Here is a 23,760-nt window from a genome sequence, read left to right as displayed (position 1 = left end):
GCCGCGTGGCAGGCCCTAGACGAGCGGGTTGACTTCGAGCCTGAGCGGTGCGCCGATCTGCTTGCCGGTGTACTGCCTGTAGGTGGATCTGGCGGTCTCGCTGAGCGCCTCGGCAGCCTTTGGGCCGGTCCGCACGTACACGGTGATCTCGCCTTCGCGTCTGCCCGGCACGGGCCCCAGGAGTGAGAAGCCCGGTGCGATGGCGACGACTCCTCCGGCGAGGAGGGCGTCGGCCTGGGGGCGTGCGGCGTCGTCCTGGGCGAGGCCCATGCGCAGGAGCGCGGCGCGAAGCGACCCCAGGTAGGAGCGGACGTCGCCCGGCCTGCCGCTGACGGCCAGCCATCTCGCGTACGGGGGCAGCTGGAGCTCCTTCCGTTCGGCGAGGAGGCCGCGGGCGAACTCGGGCATGGCCCACGAGCCGAGGAGTTCGGCGACCCCGGGTTCGGCTCCGCCGGCGAAGAGCACGTGCCCGCCCTGGCGCCCGGGGCGCACGAGGGCGGCTATCCGGGTGACGCGCCGCAGGAACTCGATCTGAGAGCCCGGGCCCTCGCCGCGCAGATACCGGGAATCGAGCAGGAGGGCCGCCGCGTAGCCGCCCTCGGCCGGAGGCTCGGCTCCCGGCGTGGCGACGACGAGCCGCGGCTTGGCGCTCACCCGTTCGACGATGCCTTCGCTGGTCTGCGCCCCCGACAGAAGGATTCCGGTGCCGGGGAAGGCGCGCCCGACCTCCTCGGCGGTGCGGTGGGAGCCGATCCTCGCCGAACGCAGGCGGCCGCCTCCGCAGGCCGGGCACCTCCACGACGCGGCCTTCCTGCCGCAGCGCCCGCAGACCGGGCCGGCAGCGCCCGCCGCCAGACCGAGCCTCCCCGAGCACTCCGGGCAGACGGCCGGCTGGCCGCAGGAGGCGCAGGAGACGAGCGGGATGTAGCCGGCCCGCGGGACGGCGACGAGCACCGGCCCACGCGTGAGGCCCTCGCGCACGAGGGCGAAGGCCGACTCGGGGATCCGCGACCACTGCTCGCCGTCCCTGGCCCACTGGTCGGCCGTGCTGGCCCGGGGGGCGAGGTCGCGGATCGCCGCGGGCTCCCCGGCCACGAGCGCCGCGTCGCCGCGCTCCACGAGCAGCGCGGATTCGAGGCTGACGTAGGGCGAGAGGACCAGCAGGGCGGCCTTCTCCCGGACGGCGCGCAAGGCGGCGACCTCCCCGGCCTGGCAGTAGGGCGAGCGCACTTCGCGGAGGGAGGGGGCGGCGTCGTCGAGGACCGCGCACAGGCCGAGATCCCTGACCGGGGCCCACACGGCGCTGCGCGTGCCGACGACGATGCGGTCGTGGCCGGAGAGGATCCGCAGAAAGGTGGCGTAACGCCGTTCGTGGGCGTCCTCGGAGACGACCACGGCGACGCTCTCCCCGAGCGCGGCCCGCAGAGCCTCGGCGAGAGCCTGCGCCTGCCGAGCCGAGGGGACGACGACGAGCGCCCCCCTGCCCGAAGCCCTGGCGGCCCGCACGGCCGTGGCCACCGCGTCCGCGCCCCCCGCGCGGCCGGGCAGGGCGCAGCAGACGGCCCGCGGGCCCTCCCCCGCGGCGATGCGCCTGATGAACGCAGCCCCTCCCCTGTACGCCGTCCACGGCCCCGGCTCGGCGCCGGCCTCCGGCAGCTCCAGCAGTTCGGGCGCCTCGCCCGCTAGGTGAGCCTTCTCGGCGCGGGCGTGCCGCTGCGGCACCGCCAGGGTCAGGACGTCGGACACGGAGGCCGCGCAGGACAGCGCGACCCGGCGGGCGAGGCCGTACACCTCCCCGGTCAGCACGGGAAGGGCGGATACGACGCGCCGCAGGGGGCGGAGCCTGCCGCCGGTGGAGGAGGCGGAGTCGCGCGCCACGACGAAGCCCGAGGCCCTCAGGCCGGCCACGTCCACCGAGACGCGCACCCCGGGGACCGCCGCGGCGTCCATCGCGGCGGGGACGAGATAGTCGAAGACCTTGTCGAGGTGGGGCTGGTGCAGTTCGACGTGGACGTGCGCGACGGGGTTGCGGACCTCGCCGACGATCTCGCGGGGCCCCGCCCCGACGCTCAGCAGCTCGCCCTGGTCCCCCACGTCGGGCAAGCGTCCAAGCCCGGGAAGAGTCTCCATGCCACCATTCCACCACGCGTCTCCGGCATCGCCGACGAGCCTATGCGGAGTTCCCGCCCCGGCGAGCTGGCGCCGCCGCATACGAAAGGCTCAACGATCCAGTCCGCAAAGCCAGCAGTCGCATCCGCGCCGCCATATACCGGGGCGGGTACCGCGATCGCTCCCGCTTCCCCGCCGCATGCCGAAGGCGGCGCCGGGCAAGAGGACCGCGCCGGGCTGCCGGCTCACAGGGCGCGCAGGAGCTCCTCCACCCGATCGGTCCTCTCCCACGTGAAGTCCGGCAGGTCTCTGCCGAAATGGCCGTAGGTGGAGGTCGCGGCGAAGATCGGGCGCTTCAGGTCGAGCGTCTCGATGATGGACGCCGGGCGCAGGTCGAAGACTTTCGCCACCGCGTTCTCGATCCTCTCGCGCGGCCGGGTCTCGGTGCCGAAGGTCTCGATGCGCAGGGACACCGGGCGGGCGCGGCCGATCGCGTAGGCCACCTGGAGCTCGCACCGGGAGGCCAGCCCCGCGGCGACCACGTTCTTGGCGGCCCAGCGCGCCGCGTACGCGGCCGAGCGGTCGACCTTCGAGGGATCCTTGCCGGAGAAGGCGCCGCCGCCGTGACGGGCCGTGCCGCCGTAGGAGTCGACGATGACCTTGCGCCCGGTCAGCCCCGCGTCTCCCATGGGCCCGCCCGTGACGAAGACCCCGGACGGGTTGACGAAGAGCTGCGTTCGGGAGGCGTCGAGCTCGACGCCCTCGGCCTGCAGGACGTAGTCGAGCACGTGTTCGCCAAGGGCCTCGTGCAGCCAGCGGCCGTCGACGTCGGGATTGTGCTGTGCGGAGACGACCACCGCGTCCAGGCTCACCGGCGTCTGCCCCTCGTAGCCGATCGTCACCTGGGTCTTGCCGTCGGGGCGCAGCCCCGGGACGATCCCCTCCTTGCGCACGGCGGCCAGGCGTTCGGCCAGCCGGTGCGCGAGCTCGATGGGGGCGGGCATGAGCGCCTTTGTCTCGTTGGAGGCGTACCCGAACATGAGCCCCTGGTCGCCCGCGCCCTGGGCGTCGAACCTGTCGACGTCGCCGCCGACGGCCTGCCGGGCCTCCAGCGACGTCGTCACGCCCGCCGAGATGTCGCGCGACTGCTGCCCGATCGAGAGCGTGACGCCGCAGGATTCCCCGTCGAATCCGACGACCGAGGAGGTGTATCCGATCTCGCAGATCGTCTTGCGGACGAGTTCGGGGATCTCGACGTACGAGTCCGTCGTGACCTCCCCGGCGACGTGGATGAGGCCGGTCGTCGCCATCGTCTCGACGGCGACCCTCGAGTCGGGGTCCTGGGCGAGCATCGCGTCGAGGATGGTGTCGGATATGCGGTCGCACACCTTGTCCGGATGCCCCTCGGTGACGGATTCCGATGTGAAAGGTTGACGGTGCATGGGTCCTCCGGTTTCAGTGCGTGCGCCATGCGCTGATGGCGTCGAGGATGATGCCTGCGAGCTCGGCCTTGGACCCGCGCGCCTCGGCGACGGTGGCCCCCGTGCCGTCGACGATCGCGATGGCGGTGTCGACGTCGCCGAAGCCGGCGGCGTCCCCGACGCGGTTGACCACGGTCAGGTCGGAGCCCTTGCGGATCGCCTTGGCCCGTCCGTGCTCCCACGCCGTCGCCGAATCGTCGCCCGTCTCGGCGGCGAAGCCGACCACGGTCTGCCCCTCCCGCCTCCTGCGGCGGGAGAGATCGGCCAGGATGTCCGGGTTCTCGACGAGTTCGAGGACCCGCGCGCCCGAGGCGCCCTTCTTCTGCTTGGTCCGCTCGTACGCCGCGGGGCGGTAGTCGGCGACCGCCGCGGCCATGACGACGACGTCCGCCTCGCGGGCCGCGGCGTCCATCGCCGCGTGCATGTCGGCGGCGGATTCGACCGTGCGGACCTCCGCCGGCGTCCCGGCCAGCAGATCGCCGGAGACGTTGGCGGCCACGAGGATCGCCCTGGCCCCGCGGCGGGAGGCCTGCCGGGCGATGTCCACGCCGAAGCGGCCGGTCGAGCGGTTGCCGAGGAAGCGGACGGGGTCGACGGCCTCGTGCGTCCCCCCGGCGCTGACCGCGACGGTCAGGCCCGCGAAGGAGCCCGCCGCGTCGAGGCCGTCGAGGAGCGAGAGGACTTCGGCGGCGACGTCCTCCGGCTCGGGCAGGCGTCCGGGGCCCGAATCCGATCCGGTCAGCCTGCCGGAGGCCGGATCCATGACGAGCACCCCGCGTTCGCGCAGGGTGCGTACATTGTCCGCGGTGGCGGGATTGAGCCACATCTCGGTGTGCATGGCGGGTGCGAGGAGGATGGGACATCGGGCGGCGAGCAGGGTGCTCGTCAACAGGTTGTCGGCCATCCCCGCGCGCATCTTGGCGATCGTGTCGGCCGTCGCCGGGGCGACGACGACGGCGTCGGCCCAGCCGCCGTGGCGCACGTGAGCGACGTGCGCGGCGTCCTCGGCGACCTCCGTGTGGACGGGCTTGCCGGTCAGCGCCTCCCAGGTCGCCCTGCCGACCATGTCCAGGGCGCGGGGCGTGGGGATCACCGTGACGTCGGCGCCCGCATCCTGCAGGCGCCGGACCAGTGTGCAGGCCTTGTACGCGGCGATGCCGCCGGTCACGCCCACGACGATGCGATAGGGGCCTCCCTGACGGGGGGCCCGGCTGCCGCTCACTCGGACTCGGCCTCCCATTCGACCTTGCCCTCGGTGATCTCCTCGAGCGCGATCGACAGGGGCTTGTCCTCCGGGTTGGCCTCAACGAGAGGGCCGAAGGTCGTGATGTTGCCGTCCCCCCGGGTCATCTCCTGCCGGTAGGAGTTGATCTGGCGGGCGCGCTGGGCGGCGTAGACGGCGAGCGCGTACTTCGAATCGACCTTTTCGAGCAGATTGTCGATCGGCGGGTTGGTGATGCCCTCGGGCTCGGGAACGGTTCCGAACATTCTTCCTTCTCCTCTAGACGTCCGAGCGCTCAGTTTACCCGGCGAGTCCCATGATGTGGAGCAGTTCGTCCGTGGCACGTGACACGGAGTCGTTGACGACCACGGCGTCGAACTCCCCGACGGCCGCGAGCTCCCGGCGGGCCGTCTCCAAACGGCGTTCGCGCTCCTGCCCGCTCTCCGTGCCGCGTTCGGCCAGGCGGCGTTCGAGCTCCTGCCACGAGGGCGGCGCCATGAAGATCTGCGCGGCCTCGGGCAGCGACCGGCGGATCTGGCGCGCGCCGTCGAGGTCGACCTCCAGGATGGGCACGCGCCCCTCGTCCAGAGCCCGGAGCACCGGCTCCTTCGGCGTGCCGTAGCGGTTCGCCCCGTGGACGAGAGCCCACTCGAGCATGCCCCCCTCGCGCACCAGGTCGTCGAAGCCCTCGGGGGTGACGAAGAAGTAGTCGGCCCCGTCGGCCTCCCCGGGCCGCGGCGGGCGGGTCGTGGCGGAGACGGAGAGCCAACACCTCGGTTCCCGCTCGAGGAGCTCCCGGAGCACGGTCCCCTTCCCGACGCCGGACGGCCCCACGATGACGAAGATGTCGCTCATGCGAACATTTTAGCGAATAGCCGACTCGACGCCTTCGAGGGTGAGGGCGAGGCCTCGGCGCAGTCCCTCCTCCGTGGGTCCCTTGGACAGGATCGACCGGGAGGCCGAGGCGAGCACGCGGCCGAGGCCCGCGCCGAAGACCGCGGCGAGCTCGGCTCCGCCGGCCCCCTGGGCTCCCACGCCCGGGGCCAGGAAGAGGCCGGGGAAAGCGGCCAGGTCGATTCCCAGGCGCGAGGCGGCGTCGGCGGTGGTCGCGCCCACCACCAGGCCGAAGGACCCCGGATCGTGCGGGGTCAGCCGGCGGTTCCACTCCGCGACGGCCTCCACGACCCGCTTGGCCACCGACTGGCCGCCGCCGACGTGCTGGAGCTCGGGGCCTTCCGGGTTGGAGGTGAGCGCCAGGACGAACAGCCCCCGGCCGGCGGCAGCGGCGCGCCGCGCGGTCGGCTCGAGCGAGCCTGCGCCGAGGTAGGGGGAGACGGTGAAGGCGTCGCCAGCCAGCGGCCCCGACAGGTAGGCGTCGGCGTAGCCGTCCATGGTCGAGCCGATGTCGCCTCGTTTGACGTCCGCGATCGCGGGCACCCCGGCCTGCCGGCAGGCCGCGAGGGTCTCCTCCAGCGCGGCCACGCCCGCCGACCCGTGCCGCTCGTAGAAGGCCGACTGCGGTTTGAAGGCGGCGACCCGGTCGGCCAGGGCGTCCACGGTGCGCAGCGAGAACTCGCGCAGCCCGGCGGCGTCGTCGGGCAGGCCCCAGGCCTGCAGCAGTCCGGCGTGGGGGTCGATGCCGGCGCACACCGGGCCGCGCTCGGCCATCAGACGCGCGAGCCTGACTCCGAAGGGCTCGGCTGCCGGGGTCCCCATCATGACCTCCTGGCCAGTCGCGCGGCGTCGTAGTCCTGAAGGCTGACGACCTCCTCCTCGCCGCGGCGCATGGCCGCGATCGCCTGGACCGCGGCGGCGAAGGCCTGGACGGTCGTCAGGATCGTCTTGCCCGCCGATGTCGTCGCGGTGCGGATGGCGTACCCGTCGGCGCGGGTCCCATGGCTGGCCGGGGTGTTGACGACCACGTCGACCTCCCCGGCGGAGATGAGGTCGACGATGGTCGGCTCGCCGTCCCGCCCGCGCCCCTCGGACTTCTTGCGCACCACCGTGGTCGGCACCCCGTAGCGGGTCAGGACCGCGGCGGTGCCCGACGTGGCGAGGATCGTGAAGCCGAGCTCGGCCAGCTGCAGGGCGGGCAGGACGATCGCCCCCTTGTCCCTGTCGGTGACGGAGATGAAGGCGGTTCCCCCCTCCGGCAGACGCCCGACCGAACCCTCTTCGGACTTGGCGAAGGCCGTGGGGAAGGTCGCAGCGATGCCCATCGCCTCGCCCGTCGAGCGCATCTCCGGGCCCAGAACGGTGTCGACGACCTGCCCGTCGGCGGTGGTGAACCGCTTGAAGGGCAGCACCACCCCCTTGACCGCGACAGGCTCGGCCATGTCGAACAAAGGCGCATCCCCGGACGGAAGCACGCCGTCCCCGCGCAGGCGGGCGATGGACCGCCCCATCATGATCCATGCGGCGGCCTCGGCCACCGAGACGCCCGTCGCCTTGGACACGAACGGGACCGTCCGGGAGGCGCGCGGGTTGGCCTCGATCACGTAGAGCGCGTCCTGCATGAGCCCGAACTGGACGTTGAGCAGGCCGCGGACCCCCACGCCGGCGGCGATGGCCTCGGTGGCCGCCCTGATCCTATCGATGACGGACTGGGAGAGCGTGACGGGCGGAAGGACGCAGGTGGAGTCGCCCGAGTGGATCCCGCACTCCTCGACGTGCTCCATCACGCCCGCCAGGTAGAGCTCCCGGCCGTCGTAGAGGGCGTCGACGTCGATCTCCGTCGCGGCGTCGAGGAAGCGGTCGATGAGCAAGGGGGCCGAACGGCCGGACGTCCCTCCGCCTTCGCTGCGGCGCCGGGCGAAGTAGTCGCGCAGCTGTTCGCGGGAGTAGACGATCTCCATCCCGCGCCCTCCCAGGACGTAGGAGGGGCGGACGAGCACCGGGTAGCCGATCCTGTCCGCGATGCACGCCGTCTGAGCCTCGTCCGCGGCCGTGCCGTAGGCGGGCGCGCTCAGCCCGGCCTCCGCCAGGACGGCGCCGAAGCGTTCGCGGTCCTCGGCGAGGTCGATAGCCGTGGGGCTCGTGCCGACGACGGGCAGGCCCTCGGCCTGGAGGGCGGCGGCCAGCGACAGCGGCGTCTGGCCCCCCAACTGCACGATGACGCCGGCGATCGGCCCGGCGGCGGCCTCCGCCCGGTAGACCTCCAGGACGTCTTCCAGCGTGAGGGGCTCGAAGTAGAGGCGTGCGGACACGTCGTAGTCGGTGGAGACCGTCTCGGGGTTGCAGTTGACCATGACGGTCTCGTAGTCCTCCCCCAGAGCCCTGGCAGCCTGCACGCACGAGTAGTCGAACTCGATCCCCTGCCCGATCCGGTTGGGCCCCGAGCCGAGGATGAGGACGGCGGGCCGCTCCCGGCCGGCGACCTCGGTCTGCTCGTCGTAGCTCGAATAGTGGTAGGGGGTGCGGGCCGCGAATTCGGCGGCGCAGGTGTCGACCGTCTTGTAGACGGGGTGGATTCCGTAGGCCCGTCGCACCTGCCGGACCGCCTCCTCCCCGATGCCGCGGATCTGGCCGATCTGCGCGTCGGAGAAGCCGTGCCGTTTGGCCAGGCGGAGCGCCTGCGCGCCGAGCGCCTCGCCGCGGGCGAGTTCGTCGGCGACCTCGTCGACCAGGCGGATCTGGTCGACGAACCAGGGGTCGATCCCGGTCGCCTCGTGGGCCTCCTCGACGCTCACCGGCCCGCGCAGGGCCTGCTGGAGGGTGACCAGGCGCCCCTCCGTGGGCGTGGACGCGTCCCGGAGCAGGGCGACCGCCTCCTCGCGGCTGGGCGGCAGGCCCTTCCAGTGGAACGCGGCGCCGCCCTTGTCCAGGGATCGCATGGCCTTGTTGAGGGCCTCGGTGAAGTTCCGGCCCAGGGCCATGGCCTCGCCCACCGACTTCATCGTGGTGGTCAGCCGCGGGTCGGCGTCGGGGAACTTCTCGAAGGCGAAGCGCGGCACCTTCACCACGACGTAGTCGAGCGTGGGCTCGAAGCTCGCGGGCGTCGAGCCGGTGATGTCGTTGGGGATCTCGTCGAGGGTGTAGCCGACGGCCAGCCGGGCCGCGATCTTGGCGATGGGGAACCCCGTGGCCTTCGAGGCGAGGGCCGAGGAGCGCGAGACCCGGGGGTTCATCTCGATGACGACGATGCGCCCCGTGGCCGGGTCGACCGCGAACTGGATGTTGCACCCGCCCGTGTCCACGCCGACCTCGCGGATGATCGCGATGCCGATGTCGCGCATCCTTTGGTACTCCCGGTCTGTCAGGGTCAGGGCGGGCGCCACGGTGACGGAGTCGCCGGTGTGCACGCCGACGGGGTCGACGTTCTCGATCGAGCACACGACCACGACGTTGTCCGCCCTGTCGCGCATGATCTCCAGCTCGTACTCCTTCCATCCGAGGATGGACTCTTCGAGCAGGACCTCGGTGGTCGCCGAGGAGCGGAGCCCCTGACCGGCGATCCTCTCCAGGTCGCGCGGGCCGAAGGCGAAGCCAGACCCGAGCCCTCCCATCGTGAAGGACGGCCGGACGACGACCGGGTAGCCGAGCCGCTCGGCCGCCCGGCGGCACTCCTCGATGGTGTGGCAGATGACCGATCGCGCGGATTCGGCGCCGCACCTGTCGACGACCCCCTTGAACTCGTCGCGGTCCTCTCCCTTGGCGATGGCCTCGGCCCGGGCGCCGATCAGCTCGACCCCGTAGGCGTCCAGCACTCCCCCGGCCACGAGGTCCATGGCGGCGTTGAGGGCCGTCTGCCCCCCGAGCGTGGGCAGGAGGGCGTCGGGGCGCTCCTTGGCGATGACCTTCTCCAGGGTGCCGGAGGTGATCGGCTCGACGTAGGTGGCGTCCGCCACGCCCGGGTCCGTCATGATCGTGGCGGGATTCGAGTTGACGAGGATGACGCGCAGGCCCTCCTGTTTGAGTACCCGGCACGCCTGGGTCCCCGAATAGTCGAACTCGCAGGCCTGGCCGATCTGGATGGGGCCGGAGCCGATGACGAGAACGGAGCGGATATCCTCGCGGCGCGGCATCAGCCCACCTCGCTTCCGTGGAGGGCGCCGTCCCGCATGAGGGACATGAACCGGTCGAACAGGTAGGAGGCGTCGTGGGGCCCTGCGGCGGCCTCGGGGTGGTATTGCACGGAGAAGGCCGGGATGTCCAGGCAGGCGAGGCCTTCGACGACCCCGTCGTTCAGGCCGACGTGCGAGACGCGGACCCGGCCGTAGCGCCCGCCGTCGAAGGGGGCGACCGACGTGCCCTCGACGGGGGCGTCCACGGCGAAACCGTGGTTGTGGGCGGTGATCTCGATCCTCCCCGTCGCCCGGTCGAGGACCGGCTGATTGATGCCGCGGTGCCCGTAGTCGAGCTTGTAGGTCCCGTAGCCCAGGGCCCTGCCCAGGATCTGGTTGCCGAAGCAGATCCCGAAGAACGGGTATCCGGCGTCGAGCACGAGGCGCAGGAGGTCGACCTCGCGGGTGGCCGCGGCCGGGTCGCCCGGGCCGTTGGAGAAGAAGACGCCGTCGGGCCCGATCGCCTCGATCTGGGCGAAGGCCGTGCCGGCGGGCACGACGACCACCCGCGCCCCGCGTTCGGCCAGGCGCTCGGGCGTGCGGGATTTGATGCCCAGGTCCACGGCGACGACCGTCGCGGCCGCGGGGCCGTCCGGCTCGATCGTGTACCTCTCGGGGGTCGTGACGTCGCCCGAGAGGTTCGCGCCGACCATCCCGGCCGACCCGCGGACGATGTCCGCGAGGGCTTCGCGTGCGGCCGCGCCGCCCTCGACGGCCCCCGACGGCAGGGCGGAGCCGGAGAAGACCCCCGCCCTCATGACCCCGGCCTGCCGGAGGTGGCGGGTGAGCGCCCGGGTGTCGACGTCGCGGACGCCGACGACCCCCTGCTCGGCGAGGGCGTCCTCGAGTTCGCCGTTCGAACGCCAGTTGGACGCCCGGCGGGCCGGGTCGCGTATGACGACGCCCCGGGCCCAGTACCTCCTCGACTCGGCGTCCTCCGCGTTCACCCCCGTGTTGCCGATGTGCGGGGCCGTCATGACGATGATCTGCCCGTGGTAGGAGGGGTCGGTGAAGGTCTCCTGATAGCCGGTCATGCCCGTGGAGAAGACGATCTCGCCGAGGGCCCGGCCTCTGGCCCCGTAGGCGCCTCCCGAGTAGACGCTGCCGTCTTCGAGCACGACGACGGCCCGTTCCGTGTGTGTCATATACCGTCCTTGCATCCCTTGCCTGGCATCCCGCGTCGCACCCCGCCGCGCGGGTGCGCCCGCGCGGCTGACGCACCCGTCAAGACGGCGCGTCGCCGCCGGCGGCGATCTCCTCCCGCGTGCGGAGCCTGCCCTCCCACACGGTCGGGACGCCGCGGTAGACCGTGTAGAGGACGCGGCCCGGAAGGGTGCGGCCCTCCCACGGGGTGTTGATCGCCTTGGAGTGCCCCTCCCGGCCCGCCACCACACGTGATGCGGCGGGGTCGGCGAAGCACAGATTGGCGGGCTCGCCGGGTTCGATCGGACGGCCCTGGCCGGGGTTGCCGCAGACGCGCGCGGGCGCGAAGCTCATGAGCCGCGCGACCGCCTCCCAGTCGGCGATCCCCGTCTCCACGAGCGACTCCTGCACCACCGACAGGGCCGTCTCCAGGCCGATCATGCCGTTGGCGCCCGCGGCCCACTCGCAGTCCTTGTCCTCGATCGGGTGGGGCGCGTGGTCGGTGCCGACGACGTCGATCGTCCCGTCGGCCACGCCCTGCCGCAGCGCCTCGACGTCCTCGTGGGTGCGCAGGGGCGGATTGACCTTGAAGCGAGGGTCGTAGGAGCGGGCCTCGGAGTGGTCGAGGGACAGATGGTGGGGGGTCGCCTCGGCTGTGACGCGCACGCCCTGGGACTTCGCCCACCGGACGAGGTCGACGCTCCCCGCGGTCGAGACGTGCAGGATGTGGACCCGGCTGCCGACGTGCTTGGCCAGCAGGCAGTCGCGCGCCACGATCGACTCCTCGGCGACGGCCGGCCACCCGCCCAGCCCGAGCTCGGCGGAGACGTCGCCCTCGTGCATCTGGGCTCCCTCGGTGAGGCGGGGATCCTGGGCGTGCTGGGCGACGACCCCGTCGAAGGCCTTGACGTACTCCAGCGCGCGGCGCATGAGGACCGGGTCCCAGACGCACCGGCCGTCGTCGGAGAAGAAGCGGACCTGCGCGCCCGAGTTCGCCATGGCTCCGAGCTCGGCCAGGTGCCGGCCCTCCAAGCCCTCGGAGACGGCGCCGACGGGGCGCACGTCGCAGTATCCTGCGAGCTCCCCCAGGTGCTTGACCTGTTCGACCACGCCGGCCGAATCCTGGACGGGGGTCGTGTTGGCCATCGCGTTGACGCACGTGTACCCGCCGGCGGCCGCCGCTTGGGATCCGGTCAGGACGGTCTCGGCGTCCTCCGCTCCGGGCTCGCGCAGATGCGTGTGCGGGTCGACCAGCCCCGGGAGGGCGATCAGCCCGGCCACGTCGACGACGCGCGCGCCTCCGGCGTCGATGCTCCCGCCGACCGCGGCGATGCGGCCGCCGCGCACGTGGATGTCGCCCGCCTTCCCGCCGAGGAGCCTCGCTCCCCTGAAAACGTATTCGCTCACTAGATCTCCTGCCCGTGCGCCAGAAGGAGGTACAGGGCGGCCATGCGCACGGACACACCGTTGGCCACCTGCTCGGTCACGACGGAGTGGGCGGAGTCGGCCGCGTCGGCGCAGACTTCCAGCCCTCGGTTCATCGGCCCGGGATGCATGAGGATGGCGCCCCGGCCGAGCGCGGCCAGCCGCTCGGCGTTCAGGCCGAACTGGCGCGAATACTCCTCGGGCGAGGGGAAGAAGCCGCCGCCGGCGCTGGACATGCGCTCGCGCTGGACGCGGAGCATCATGACGGCGTCGGGCCTGCGGGCCAGGACGTCGTCGAGCGTGTAGGAGACGTCGCACGGCCAGGCCTCCATGCCCACCGGCAGGAGGGTCGGCGGGGCGACGAGCGTCACCCGGGCCCCCAGGAGGGCGAGCAGTCCGACGTTGGAGCGGGCCACCCGCGAGTGGAGGACGTCGCCGACGATCGCCACGTGGGCCCCGTCGAGGCCGGAGCCCTCCGGGGCCGCGAGGTCCGCTCCCCGGTGGAGGTGGCGGCGCAGCGTGAAGGCGTCCAGGAGAGCCTGCGTGGGGTGCTGGTGGGTGCCGTCGCCCGCGTTGAGGATCGGCACGTCGACCCATCCGCAGTGGGCGAGCCGCTGCGGTGCGCCCGACGCCCTGTGGCGGACGATGAGCGCCTCGGCGCCCATGGACACGATGGTCTGGGCGGTGTCCTTCAGGGACTCCCCCTTGGAGAGGGAGGACCCTCCGGCGGAGAAGGAGATGACGTCGGCGGAGAGCCTCTTGGCCGCCGCCTCGAAGGATAGGCGGGTGCGCGTCGAGTCCTCGAAGAAGGCGGTCGCCACGGTGCGTCCGCGCAGGACGGGCAGCTTCTTGATCGTGCGCCCCTGGGTGGCGGCCATGTGCTCGGCCGTGTCCAGGAGCGAGGTGGCCTCGGAGCGCGAGAGGTCGCCGACCGCCAAGAGGTGGCGCATGTCAGGACTCCTCGATGCTCACGGAGTCGGCGCCGTCTTGGGGGATGAGGGCGACGCGGACCCTCTCCGAGCGCGAAGTCGGCAGGTTCTTGCCGACGTAGTCCGCGCGGATGGGGAGTTCGCGGTGCCCGCGGTCGACGAGGACGGCGAGCTGCACCGCCGCGGGCCGGCCGATGTCCGCGATGGCTTCGAGGGCCGAGCGGACGGTGCGTCCCGAGTAGAACACGTCGTCCACCAGGACGACGACGGCGCCGTCGATCCCGCCCGCGGGGATGTCGGTGGGCTGCAGCACCCGGATGGGCTGGGCGCGCAGGTCGTCGCGGTACATCGTGACGTCGAGGGATCCGGCCGGGACGTCCGCCCCGCCGGCCTCGGCCAGGGCGTCGCGGAGCCTGTGCGCCAGGGGGACGCCGCGGGTGGGGATGCCCAGGAGGACGAGGTTCTCCGCCCCCCTGTTTCGCTCGAGGATTTCGTGCGCGATGCGCTTGAGCGACCGCGCGATGTCGTCGGCGTCCAACACCTGGCGGGTGCGCGCCTTCTCTGCCATGGTGGCCTCCCTTTTCCGCCTCACGGGACGGTCTTAAAGAACGGAACTAAGGCGAAGTTCCCGAGAACACATTATTCCACGCTCGGGGCCGCCCCCGAAAACGGACACCCCTTCCGGGCCCCTATTCGCCGGATGCGCCCGCCGCACCATCCGCCGGCCCCGCGCCGCCGGACAGGGCGAGGGCCGCGGGGTCTTCGTCGCAGGCGTCCGGGGACTCTCCGGCGTCCCGGACGGGATCCGATTCCCCGGCGTTTCCCCCAGCGTTCCGCGCTTGCCGGACGCCTTCGCCGTCCGGTGCGGTCCGCTCGCCGTCCGCGGCATGGCCGCGTCCCGATTCCTCGGGGGCCTCGGCGCCGGAGGGAGCTTCGGCGTCGGAGAGTGTCTCTGCGTCGGAGGGGACATCGGCTTCGGCGGGCGAGCCGCTCTGGGACGTCTCCCTCTCGCGGATGTCGGCGACGCGGTTGAGGATGCCCATGACGAATCCGACGGACCGGTCGGTGGAGAACTCGCGGGCGAGGGACGCCCATTCGGGGATCAGCTGGCCGCGCTCGGTGCCGATGTAGAGGAGCTCGGCCGTCCCCGCGCGGAGGATCGAGCGGTCGACCGCGTTCATGCGGGACATCGCCCAATCCTCGCTGGAAGCCTCGACGATCGTGTCGACGTCGTCGATATTGCCCGCGTAGGCCTCGACGATCCGGGAGCCGAACTCGCCGATGGGCACCTGGGCGGTGGAGACGAGCTGCCTCTGGGCGAGCAAGTCGCGCAGCGAGTCCTCGTCGAGGAGCGACTTCTCGTCCGCCTCGAAGATGACGTCCAGAGCCCGGTTGCGCTGCTTGGTGCGAGAGGTGAAGCCTCTGCGTTTCCGATCCCGCCCCGCCATCAGTCCGTCACGCGGGAGATGTAGTCGCCCGTGCGGGTGTCGACCTTGACCTTGTCGCCCTGGTTGAGGAAGAGCGGGACCTGGATCTCGTAGCCGGTCTCCAGGGTGGCGGGCTTGGTTCCCGCGTTGGAGCGGTCGCCCTGCAGCCCGGGCTCGGTGTAGGCGATCTCCAGGACCACGGAGGCCGGAAGCTCGACGAAGAGGATCTGGCCGTCGTGGGAGGCGACGATCGCCTGCTGGTTGTCCAGGAGGAAGTGCGCGCCGTCGCCGACGGTCTCGGGGCTGACGGGGATCTGCTCGTAGGTCTCCATGTCCATGAAGATGAAGTCTGTGCCGTCGTTGTACAGGTACTGCATGTCGCGGCGGTCGACCGTGGCGGTCTCGACCTTGATCCCCGCGTTGAACGTCTGGTCGACGATCTTGCCGGACAGAACGTTCTTCAGCTTGGTGCGCACGAAGGCGGGGCCCTTGCCCGGCTTGACGTGCTGGAACTCGACGACGCTCCAGAGCTGCCCCTTCAGGTTGAGGACCATTCCGTTCTTCAGGTCATTGGTGGTTGCCACGCGGGCTCCTTCTCTTCTCCCTTGCGCGCCACGCCGGCGCCGCCTTACAGGATAGCCTGTCCGCCGGGGGAGGGCGAAGACGTGGGGATTATGGCGTGCGGCGCAGGCCCGAGGCGATCTCCTCGACGACGTCGTCGATCTCCCGCCCGCTCACGTCGACGACCGCGTCCGCGTACGCCTCGTACAGGGGCGCGCGGGCGGCCAGCTGGCGCAGGAGGATTCTGCGCGGCGAAGCGACGGAAGAGAACCGGGGCCCGTCGAGCCCGGCCCGCTTGGCGAGCGCGGCCAAGTTCGCCGTGAGGTAGACGGTTCGGGCGCCCCGGTCGCGCAGGCCGTCCAGGCTCCGGCGGACCGCCGCGAACTCCTCGTCCCCCGGATCGTCTCCGAGGCAAGCCGAGCCCAGAGCGAGGATCCGGTCGTCGCCGTCCGCCATGCTCTCCAAGAGGGCGAGGGCCACCGCCGATTCGAGCGAGCGCAGGCGTGCGATCCCCGATTCGACGGCGATGGCGGACGCGGGCCGCCCGTCGACCGCCTCGACCGCGGCCTCGACGGCGGCGAACTGACGGCCGAGCCGGGCCGCGAGTCCCTCCGCGCATTCGGCCGCACGCGTCCCCGGCGGGCCGTAGAGGATCAGATTCACGGAGCGGGTTCCCCCCGGACGCGCGCGTCGGGCCGGCCGAGCAGGTCGAGCACCCTCCTGGCCACGCGCCACGCCGGGCCCTCGTCCGACTCGACCGTGTAGCGCGCGCATCGGCGGTAGATGTCGTGGCGTTCCCTCCACAGGGCCGCGAGCCTGCCCTCCGGGTCCCCCTCAAGGAGGGGGCGGGGCGTGGGCGAGCCGGAGATCCGCCGGACGAGTTCGCCGTGCGCGACGTGGATGAACACCACGGGGTGGCCCGCCAGGGCGGCGCGGGTCGACTCGGCCAGCACCGCTCCCCCGCCCAGTGAGAGCACTCCGTCGAATCCGTGGAGGGCCTCGGCTATGCAGGCGGCCTCGACCGCGCGGAAGCCCTCCTCCCCCTCGCTGGCGAAGATCTCGGGAACCGTCCGGCCCTCGCGCTGGACCACGAGATCGTCCGAATCGGCGACCTGGCAGGCCAGAGCGGCCGCGACCAGGCGGCCGACGGTCGTCTTGCCCGATCCGGGCATGCCGATGAAGACGGCCTTCACGCTCATCGGCGCGCCCGGGGGATCGAGTCGAGGTATCCGCGCAGCGAAGCCCGCAGCGCGTCCATCGAGTCCCCACCGAACTTCTCGACGAGGCACTCGGCGATGACCAGGGAGAGCATCGCCTCGGCGATGACGGCCCCGGGGACGACGGCGGTCGTGTCGCTTCTCTGATGCAGGGCGACGGCCTCCTCCCCGGTGCGCGTGTCGATCGTGCGCAACGCGCGGGGAACCGTGGAGATCGGCTTGAACGCCAATCGGACCCTGATCGGCTCGCCGTTGGACATGCCGCCTTCCACGCCGCCGGCGCGGTTGCTCAGGCGGCGCACGCGACCCTCCCGGCGCACCATCTCGTCGTGGGCCCGGCTTCCCCGCCGGGCGGCGGAGGCGAAGCCGTCTCCGATCTCGACCCCTTTGACGGCCTGCACGGACATCATCGCGGCGGCTATCCTCGCGTCGAGCCGCCCGAGCGGCGTCGCGTAGGTCCCCAAGCCCTGGGGGACGCCGTAGGCGAGGACTTCGACCACGCCGCCCAGGGTGTCGCCGTCCTTCTTGGCGGCGTCGATGGCCGCGACCATGGCCTTCTCGACGCCGGAGTCCAGGCATCTGACGGGGCTCTCGTCGAGCGCGTCCGCGTCCGCGGGGCCGGGAGGCTCGGATCCGTCGGCGACGTCGCCGACGCTCACGACCCTGGAGAGCACTCGGATGCCGGCCGCCTGCTCGCCGATGGCGGCGGCTATGGCGCCGAGGGCCACCCTGGCGGCGGTCTCGCGCGCCGAGGCTCGCTCCAGGACGGGGCGGGCGTCGTCGAAGCCGTACTTGTTCATCCCGACCAGGTCGGCGTGGCCCGGGCGCGGCTTGGTCAGAGGCCGGTTCCGGGCGACTTCGCGCTCGTCGCCGGTGCCCGCGTCGACGAGCAGCGCGGCCGGGTCGACGGGGTCGGGCGACATGACGGTCTGCCACTTGGGCCATTCGGAGTTGGCGATCTCCAGGGCTATCGGGGAGCCGATCGTCGTCCCGTGGCGGATCCCGGACAGGACGGTGAGCCGGTCGCGTTCGAAAGCCTGACGCGCTCCGCGGCCGTGCCCTCGACGCCGTCTTGCCAGCGCGCCCTCGATGTCCGCCGTTTCGATCCTCAGGCCCGCGGGCGCCCCCTCCATGAGCGCGACGAGGGCTCGCCCGTGCGACTCTCCGGCGGTTGACCATGCGAACATGCCGCCCATTGTCCCACGTTTGCCCTGCGCGGTCCCTCCCCCGACCGGATCCCGGATTCCCGCCGGCCCTCGGCGCTTCCCAGACTCGCCGGCCCTGGACCTTCGGAAGGCTCCGACGCCGGGCGCGTCCGCGGCGAGCACCAACGTGTCCGGACGGGATCAGGCGGCCGGCCCCGACCCGCTGACGGACCAGACCCACCATGCCGATCCGACGAGCCACGGCCCCAGCGGAAGGGCGCCGCCCGGGTTCAGCCGCCCGGCGGCCGCCAACGCGAGGGCGTAGGCTCCTGCGGCGCCGACGCCGCCGAGGACGGCGACGCCGGCTTGGAGCGGCTGGCCGAGCCACAGACCGATGGCTCCGCACAGCTTCGCATCCCCTCGCCCCAGGCTCGTCGTAGCCGCGACAGCGTAGGCGACTCCCATGGCCGCGGACGCGACGGCGCAGGCTCGGACGGCCTGACCGGGCCCCGACTCGAGCGCCGAAGCCCCGGCTGCGACCGCGGCGCACAGCAGGAGGGGATCGGGCAGAATCCGACGGACGAAGTCCACGTAACCGGCCAGGGCGAGGCAGCCCGCACCGAAGCTGGCCGCCGCGAGCCCCGGCGTCGGCCCGCCGGACGACGGGCCGGCCAGACCGGAGGCGAAGCTCACCGCGCTCACGAGGGAGAGGATCGCCACCGCATGACGGGGCGACAGGCAGGACCGGAGCACTCGCTCCTTCGACCAGAGGGGCATGCCCTCACGCTAGGCGCGCCACGGCTTCGGCCGTTCCCGCTGTCCACAGGCGAAGGCCCGGGCCGTCGTGACCGCTGCGCGAACCAGACCTGTGGAACGGTTCGCGCACACGTGTCGCGGCGCATCATCCGAAGGCAGGCGGGCCTGATGCGACGGCGATACCCGTCCTCCAGGCGCCGTCCGGGCCACATCCGCATCCGGCCACGGCGGCTCTGACGGCTCTCAGAGCCGGGCGGCCGCGCGCATGGTCCGCATGTCCGGCTCGCGGGAGGTCAGGAGACGCACCTGGGCGGCCACCGTATGGAGGAGGATGGACGACCGGCCGACGCAGGTCCGCCCCGCCCGAAGGCGCAGGCTCCGCGAATCGTAGACCGCCCCGCTTCCCTCCTCCCACGCGGCGAGCGGGGCGGTGGGAAGGTCGAGGCCCATGCGGTGGGCGACCGCGCCCGTCACGGTGTCGCGGGGTTCGACGTAGGCGGTGATCGCCGCCTTCAACTGGGCGAAGGCTGCCAGCGCGGCCCAGGCCTCCGGCCCCGAGCCGAGGACGGCGAGCTCGCCGCGGAGGCGTTCCCGGCCGGAGGCCTCGCGCACGGCCGCGACGATCCCGCCCACCCGCGTACAGAATGCGTAGGCTCGCGGGATTCCGGCGGCGAAGGCGAGGCAGTCCGCGCACCCCACGGCCGTCGCCAGTCCGTCGCCCGCGTCGGCGCGCCGGAGGGTCCCGGCGAGCGGGGCCGTGGCGAAGCCCAGGCAGTCCTCGCGCCAGGCGGCGAAGGCGGCGTCCAGGCCGTCGGCCACCGTGACGTCGACCAGTCCCGACGCGTCGAGGAGCCGGCGCTCCACAGCGTCGCCCGAACCGACCCAGACGACGTTCACCCTCCGGAGGACGCCGAGGCCGAGCCTTTCTGGGCGCTGTGCTCGGCGCTCCAGGCCTTGTACTCCTCCACGTTGGCGTTGTGCTCGTCGTGGGTCTCGGCGAACTTGGTCTCCCCGGTGGTCAGGTTGACGGTGACGAAATAGAGCCATTTTCCGTCCGCCGGGTTGATCACGGCCTTGATGGCCGAGTCGCTGGAGGCGCCGATGGGCGAGGGCGGGAGGCCTTCGTGGTTGTACGTATTGTACGGGGTGTCCTTCTCCGGCTTGTGGATCTCGTCGGAGGAAGGGGCGCCGCTGTTGGTCTTGCCGAGCCCGTAGAGAACCGTCGAATCCATCTGGAGCTTCTTCTTGACTTCGTTGGTGTCCACGAGTCTGTTCTCGATGATCCGCGCGACCTTCCTCATGTAGTCGTCGTTCTTCGTGCTGCCGATCTCCTTGTCGACGATCGACGCCTTGGTCAGCACGGCCTCCCACTGCTGGCGGGGGACGTTGAGCGACTCCAACTGCTTGACGCGCTTGTCGATCATGGCCTTCATGGCGTCGACCGGCGTCTTCCCCGCCTCGAAGGAATAGGATCCGGGCAGGAACCAGCCTTCCGGATTCCCGTTGGCCTCGGCGGGCAGCCCGATGGCCGCCGAGTTGGCCGCGGCGGCTTTGACCTGGTCCTTCGTCGTCCCGAAGGAGACCGCCAGCCGGTTGAAAACCTGCTCCTTCGTGAATCCCACGGGGACGGTGACGTTGCGGTCGGTCCTCAGCCCGCCGTCCAGGAGGGAGGATATCGCCGCGGAGGCCGATATCCGCTTCTTCAGCCTGTAGGATCCCGGTTGGATGGTCGGGGCGCGGTGGTCCTTCCTGTAGGCGTCGACGAATGCGCGCGGAGTGGCGACCACCCCGGCCTTGACGAGGATGGTGCCCATTTCGGAGCCGCTGGCGCCCTCGGGTATCTCGACGGTCGTCTCGCCCGATCCCGGGCCCGTGTAATCGGAGGGGCCGGCCGAGTCGGTGAAGAATTCGGGGATGAAATATGTCGTCGTGCCGCTCAGGAACGCCACGGCGAGGGCGAGGATGACCACGGAGCGCCACCGTCTGCGGCCGCGGCCGCCCTTGCGCGCCTTCTTGTGCGCGTCACGCTCTCTGGCCATCCGTTCCCGCCGTGTGATTTTGCGGTCCGAGGCGCCAAGATCGTCAAGTAGATCGCTCATGTGTCTCCATCGCGGATACCAACGCCCTGCCCGGGTGCGCGGCCGGTTCGGCGTTCCGTCTCCAATGCCGTGTTGAGAATAATACTAGCGGCAGCCTGGTCGACGATGTCGCGTTGTCGTCTGATTTCGCGGCCGGCCTCCGTCAACGCGGCATGTGCGGCGACCGTGGTGAGCCGTTCGTCGACCATGCGCACCCCTACGGGGGCGATCCTCCGGGCGAGCTTGCGGGCCCAGGCTCGCGCTTTGGCCGCCGCCCCGCCTTCGCTGCCGTCCATGTTGAGGGGCAGGCCCACGATCACCTCGATGGCGTCGCCTTCGCGGACGAGCCTCGCCACGCGCCGAATGTCGGACCCGTCGCGGCGGTACGTGGCGACCGGGGTGGCGAGGATCCCGTCGGGGTCGCACTGGGCGACTCCGACTCGGACGTCTCCGACGTCGACCCCGATCCGCCGTCCGCGGCGCATCAGCCGAGTTCCGCCTCGAGCGTCTTCAGCGCCTCCAGGAGCCTGGACGGATCCTGGCCCCCTCCCTGGGCGATGTCGTCGCGGCCTCCTCCGCCTCCGCCCAGGGTCTTCGAGAACGAGGCGACGAGCCTTCCGGCCCTGGCCCCCGCCTGCCTGGCCGCCGAGGTCGTCGCCACGACGACGGACGGGCGCCCGTTGACGGTGCCTCCGACCACCACGACGGCCGGATCCGAATCGTCGATGCGGCCTCTGACGTCCGTGGCGACGGTCCGGACGTCGTCGCCGCTCGCGACCTCGCCTAGCCCGGCCCAGTAGACGTCGAATCGCCCGACGCGTCGGCGCCCTCCGAGGATGTCGCCGACGCCCGCGGACAGCTTCTCGCGTCTGAGGGCGGCGATCTCCTTCTCGGCGGACTTCAGGCGCGCCAGGACGGCGTCGATCCGCTCGGGCAGCTCGTCGGGGCGCGCGCCGACGATCCCCGCCAGCTGCGACACGAGCGCGTGCTCCTTGGCGCCGTAGGCGTAGGCGCCTTCGCCGACGAGGGCGTCGACTCTGCGCACGCCGGAGCCGATGGAGGACTCTCCGAGGATGCTCACGAGCCCGATCTCGCCGGTTTCGCCGACGTGGGTCCCCGCGCACAGCTCCTTGGACCAGTCTCCTCCGATGGAGACGACTCGGACGCGCTTCCCGTACTTCTCGCCGAAGAGCGCCATGGCGCCGGCCGCGCGCGCCTCCTCGAGGTCCATGACCTCGTCGGTGACCTCGAGGTTCTCGCGCAGGCGGTCGTTGACGCGGCCCTCGATCCCGGCGACGACGTCGGCGGGCACCTGCTGTCCGTGCCGGAAGTCGAAGCGCAGACGGGACGGCGAGTTCTCGGATCCGGCCTGCGTGGCCTGCTCGCCGAGGAACTCGTGGAGGACCTTGTGGATCATATGCGTCGAGGTGTGCGATCTGGCGATCTGGCCGCGCCTGTCGACGTCGATCTGGGAGAAGGCCCTCTCCCCCACGGCGATCGTCCCCTCGCTGACGGTGCCGCGGTGGACGTGGAGCCCCTTGACGGGGGCCTGGACGTCGTCGACTCGCACGAGGCCGCCGCCTTCCACGCCGATGGTCCCGCGGTCGGCGAGCTGCCCGCCCATCTCGGCCCAGAAGGGCGTCTGATCCAGGATCACGTCGACTTCGGCAGGAGCGGTGGCCGCCGGGACGGGGACGCCGTCGACGAGCAGCGCGACGATCCTGCCTTCGGCCGCGGACTCGGTGTATCCGAGGAAGCGCGTGGGCCCGCCGTTCTCGTCGAGGATCCCGTGGTAGACGGCCGCGTCGACGTGCCCGGTCTTCTTGGATCGGGCGTCGGCGCGGGCCCGGTCCCTCTGCTCCTGCATGAGACGGCGGAATTCCGCCTCGTCCACCGCGAGCCCCTGCTCGGAGGCCATCTCCAAGGTGAGGTCGATGGGGAAGCCGTAGGTGTCGTGGAGGGCGAAGGCGTCCTCGCCGGAGACGATCCTGTTCCCCTTAGAGGCTGTGGAGGCGGCGAGGTCGAAGATCTGGGTGCCGGCGGCCAGAGTGCGCCGGAAGGCCGCCTCCTCCTCGCCCGCCACCTGGAGGATCTGGTCGGCGTCGGCCTCCAACTCCGGGTAGGACTCGGACATGGCGTCCTTGGAGACCGTCACGAGTCCGGTGAGCACCGCCTCGTCCACGCCCAGGAGGCGGACGGAGCGCACGGCCCGTCGGATGAGCCGCCGCAGGACGTATCCGCGGCCGTCGTTGCCGGGGCGTACGCCGTCGCCGATGAGCATGAGGGCAGAGCGGACGTGGTCGGCCACCACGCGCATGCGCACGTCGTCCTGGGCGTCGGCCCCGTATTTCTTCCCGGTGATCTCCTCGGTCGCCGCGATGACGGGGAAGACCTCGTCGATCTCGTACATGTTGGCTTTGCCCTGGAGGAGGTAGGCGATGCGCTCCAGGCCGGCGCCGGTGTCGATGGCGGTCTGGTCGAGCTTGCCGACCAGTTCGAAGTCGTGGCCCTCTCCCTCGCCCCTGACGAACTCGTCGAAGACGAGGTTCCAGATCTCCAGGAAGCGGTCCCCCTGCGCGTCGGCGGCCGGGCCTCCGTCCGGGCCGTAGGCGGGGCCGCGGTCGTAGTGGATCTCGCAGCAGGAGCCGGCCGGCCCGGGCTGGCCGGTGGACCAGGAGATGTCCTTGAAGGGGAGCTTCTGGATGTGGTCGGCCGGCAGGCCGACGACGCTGGTCCAGTGGTCGTAGGAGACCTCGTCCTCCTCCCAGATGGTCATCCACAGGCGGTCGCCGTCGAGCCCGTAGCCGCCTTCGGCGACGGGCGAGGTCAGCAGGCCCCAGGCCAGGTCGATGGCGCCCTCCTTGAAGTAGTCCCCGAAGGAGAAGTTGCCGTTCATCTGGAAGAAGGTGCCGTGGCGGGTCGTCTTGCCCACGTTGTCGATGTCGTTGGTGCGGATGCACTTCTGCACCGAGGCGGCCCGGGGCCACGGAGCCGGCTCGGTGCCCAGGATGTAGGGGATGAAGGGAACCATGCCGGCGACCGTGAAGAGGATCGACGGGTCGGGCGAGACGAGAGGCACCGACGGAGCGATATGGTGGTTGTTCTTCTCGAAGTAGTCGAGCCAGCGTCGACGGATCTCAGCGGTACGCATATCTTTTGTGTGCCTTAATGACGGTGAATGTGTCGCGATACCAAGAACGCGCC

21 protein-coding genes are annotated in these 23,760 nt (G+C 71.8%); all 21 read right to left on the bottom strand.

The genetic code is table 11. The features are described 5' to 3' along the window. Nucleotides 1-15: 15 nt before the first annotated feature. A complete protein-coding gene (locus tag HMPREF0043_RS03575; RefSeq protein WP_021601505.1) occupies nt 16-2,130 on the bottom strand; it encodes a putative primosomal protein in 2,115 nt (704 codons plus the stop codon). Between the two features lie 224 nt (nt 2,131-2,354). Further along, nucleotides 2,355-3,551, bottom strand: a complete 1,197-nt coding sequence (metK, locus tag HMPREF0043_RS03570; protein ID WP_021601504.1) for a methionine adenosyltransferase — start codon at nt 3,549-3,551, stop codon at nt 2,355-2,357. 13 nt (nt 3,552-3,564) lie between these two features. Next, the gene (gene coaBC / locus HMPREF0043_RS03565; protein ID WP_021601503.1) at nt 3,565-4,812 is read right to left on the bottom strand and encodes a bifunctional phosphopantothenoylcysteine decarboxylase/phosphopantothenate--cysteine ligase CoaBC; all 1,248 of its coding nucleotides are present in this window, start codon (nt 4,810-4,812) and stop codon (nt 3,565-3,567) included. After that, on the bottom strand, nt 4,809-5,078 hold the full coding sequence (gene rpoZ / locus HMPREF0043_RS03560; protein WP_021601502.1) for a DNA-directed RNA polymerase subunit omega: 270 nt from the start codon (nt 5,076-5,078) through the stop codon (nt 4,809-4,811). The genes coaBC and rpoZ overlap by 4 nt, the downstream gene beginning before the upstream one ends. A gap of 34 nt (nt 5,079-5,112) precedes the next feature. Continuing rightward, nucleotides 5,113-5,667, bottom strand: coding sequence for a guanylate kinase (gene gmk / locus HMPREF0043_RS03555; RefSeq protein WP_021601501.1), 555 nt, complete (start codon nt 5,665-5,667; stop codon nt 5,113-5,115). A 9-nt stretch (nt 5,668-5,676) separates the two neighbouring features. Further along, nucleotides 5,677-6,528 carry an orotidine-5'-phosphate decarboxylase gene (gene pyrF / locus HMPREF0043_RS03550; RefSeq protein WP_040317776.1) on the bottom strand — a complete coding sequence of 284 codons (852 nt, stop codon included), beginning with the start codon at nt 6,526-6,528 and terminating at the stop codon, nt 5,677-5,679. Further along, on the bottom strand, nt 6,528-9,836 hold the full coding sequence (gene carB, locus HMPREF0043_RS03545; RefSeq protein WP_021601499.1) for a carbamoyl-phosphate synthase large subunit: 3,309 nt from the start codon (nt 9,834-9,836) through the stop codon (nt 6,528-6,530). The genes pyrF and carB overlap by 1 nt, the downstream gene beginning before the upstream one ends. Further along, the gene (gene carA / locus HMPREF0043_RS03540) at nt 9,836-11,020 is read right to left on the bottom strand and encodes a glutamine-hydrolyzing carbamoyl-phosphate synthase small subunit (protein ID WP_021601498.1); all 1,185 of its coding nucleotides are present in this window, start codon (nt 11,018-11,020) and stop codon (nt 9,836-9,838) included. The genes carB and carA overlap by 1 nt, the downstream gene beginning before the upstream one ends. Nucleotides 11,021-11,099: 79 nt before the next feature. Beyond that, nucleotides 11,100-12,425 carry a dihydroorotase gene (locus HMPREF0043_RS03535; RefSeq protein ID WP_021601497.1) on the bottom strand — a complete coding sequence of 442 codons (1,326 nt, stop codon included), beginning with the start codon at nt 12,423-12,425 and terminating at the stop codon, nt 11,100-11,102. Further along, nucleotides 12,425-13,393 (bottom strand): aspartate carbamoyltransferase catalytic subunit, encoded by a 969-nt coding sequence (locus HMPREF0043_RS03530; protein WP_021601496.1) that lies wholly within the window; start codon nt 13,391-13,393, stop codon nt 12,425-12,427. Before HMPREF0043_RS03530 ends, HMPREF0043_RS03535 begins: the two co-directional genes overlap by 1 nt. A gap of 1 nt (nt 13,394) precedes the next feature. Continuing rightward, nucleotides 13,395-13,940 carry a bifunctional pyr operon transcriptional regulator/uracil phosphoribosyltransferase PyrR gene (pyrR, locus tag HMPREF0043_RS03525; protein ID WP_021601495.1) on the bottom strand — a complete coding sequence of 182 codons (546 nt, stop codon included), beginning with the start codon at nt 13,938-13,940 and terminating at the stop codon, nt 13,395-13,397. 121 nt (nt 13,941-14,061) lie between these two features. Continuing rightward, nucleotides 14,062-14,820 carry a transcription antitermination protein NusB gene (locus tag HMPREF0043_RS10140; protein ID WP_021601494.1) on the bottom strand — a complete coding sequence of 253 codons (759 nt, stop codon included), beginning with the start codon at nt 14,818-14,820 and terminating at the stop codon, nt 14,062-14,064. After that, nucleotides 14,820-15,383: an elongation factor P gene (gene efp, locus HMPREF0043_RS03515; protein ID WP_040317775.1), complete on the bottom strand. Its 564-nt coding sequence runs from the start codon at nt 15,381-15,383 to the stop codon at nt 14,820-14,822. The genes HMPREF0043_RS10140 and efp overlap by 1 nt, the downstream gene beginning before the upstream one ends. Before the next feature lie 88 nt (nt 15,384-15,471). Next, nucleotides 15,472-16,023 (bottom strand): shikimate kinase, encoded by a 552-nt coding sequence (locus HMPREF0043_RS10135; protein WP_021601492.1) that lies wholly within the window; start codon nt 16,021-16,023, stop codon nt 15,472-15,474. Further along, nucleotides 16,020-16,559 carry a shikimate kinase gene (locus tag HMPREF0043_RS03500; RefSeq protein ID WP_021601491.1) on the bottom strand — a complete coding sequence of 180 codons (540 nt, stop codon included), beginning with the start codon at nt 16,557-16,559 and terminating at the stop codon, nt 16,020-16,022. The genes HMPREF0043_RS10135 and HMPREF0043_RS03500 overlap by 4 nt, the downstream gene beginning before the upstream one ends. Continuing rightward, nucleotides 16,556-17,764 carry a chorismate synthase gene (gene aroC, locus HMPREF0043_RS03495; RefSeq protein ID WP_040317790.1) on the bottom strand — a complete coding sequence of 403 codons (1,209 nt, stop codon included), beginning with the start codon at nt 17,762-17,764 and terminating at the stop codon, nt 16,556-16,558. The genes HMPREF0043_RS03500 and aroC overlap by 4 nt, the downstream gene beginning before the upstream one ends. A 159-nt stretch (nt 17,765-17,923) precedes the next feature. Further along, a complete protein-coding gene (locus HMPREF0043_RS03490) occupies nt 17,924-18,499 on the bottom strand; it encodes a prepilin peptidase (RefSeq protein ID WP_021601489.1) in 576 nt (191 codons plus the stop codon). A 222-nt stretch (nt 18,500-18,721) separates the two neighbouring features. Next, entirely contained in the window at nt 18,722-19,375 is a 654-nt protein-coding gene (locus HMPREF0043_RS03485; RefSeq protein WP_021601487.1) for a hypothetical protein, read from the bottom strand. After that, nucleotides 19,372-20,577, bottom strand: coding sequence for an endolytic transglycosylase MltG (mltG, locus tag HMPREF0043_RS03480; RefSeq protein WP_021601486.1), 1,206 nt, complete (start codon nt 20,575-20,577; stop codon nt 19,372-19,374). The genes HMPREF0043_RS03485 and mltG overlap by 4 nt, the downstream gene beginning before the upstream one ends. Then, a complete protein-coding gene (gene ruvX / locus HMPREF0043_RS03475; protein WP_021601485.1) occupies nt 20,574-21,041 on the bottom strand; it encodes a Holliday junction resolvase RuvX in 468 nt (155 codons plus the stop codon). Before ruvX ends, mltG begins: the two co-directional genes overlap by 4 nt. Then, nucleotides 21,041-23,707, bottom strand: a complete 2,667-nt coding sequence (alaS, locus tag HMPREF0043_RS03470) for an alanine--tRNA ligase (RefSeq protein ID WP_021601484.1) — start codon at nt 23,705-23,707, stop codon at nt 21,041-21,043. The genes ruvX and alaS overlap by 1 nt, the downstream gene beginning before the upstream one ends. Nucleotides 23,708-23,760 lie beyond the last annotated feature (53 nt).

It is taken from the genome of Actinobaculum sp. oral taxon 183 str. F0552 (genome assembly GCF_000466165.1).
Lineage (GTDB): Bacteria > Actinomycetota > Actinomycetes > Actinomycetales > Actinomycetaceae > Peptidiphaga.
This window is presented reverse-complemented; position numbering and strand designations above follow the sequence as displayed.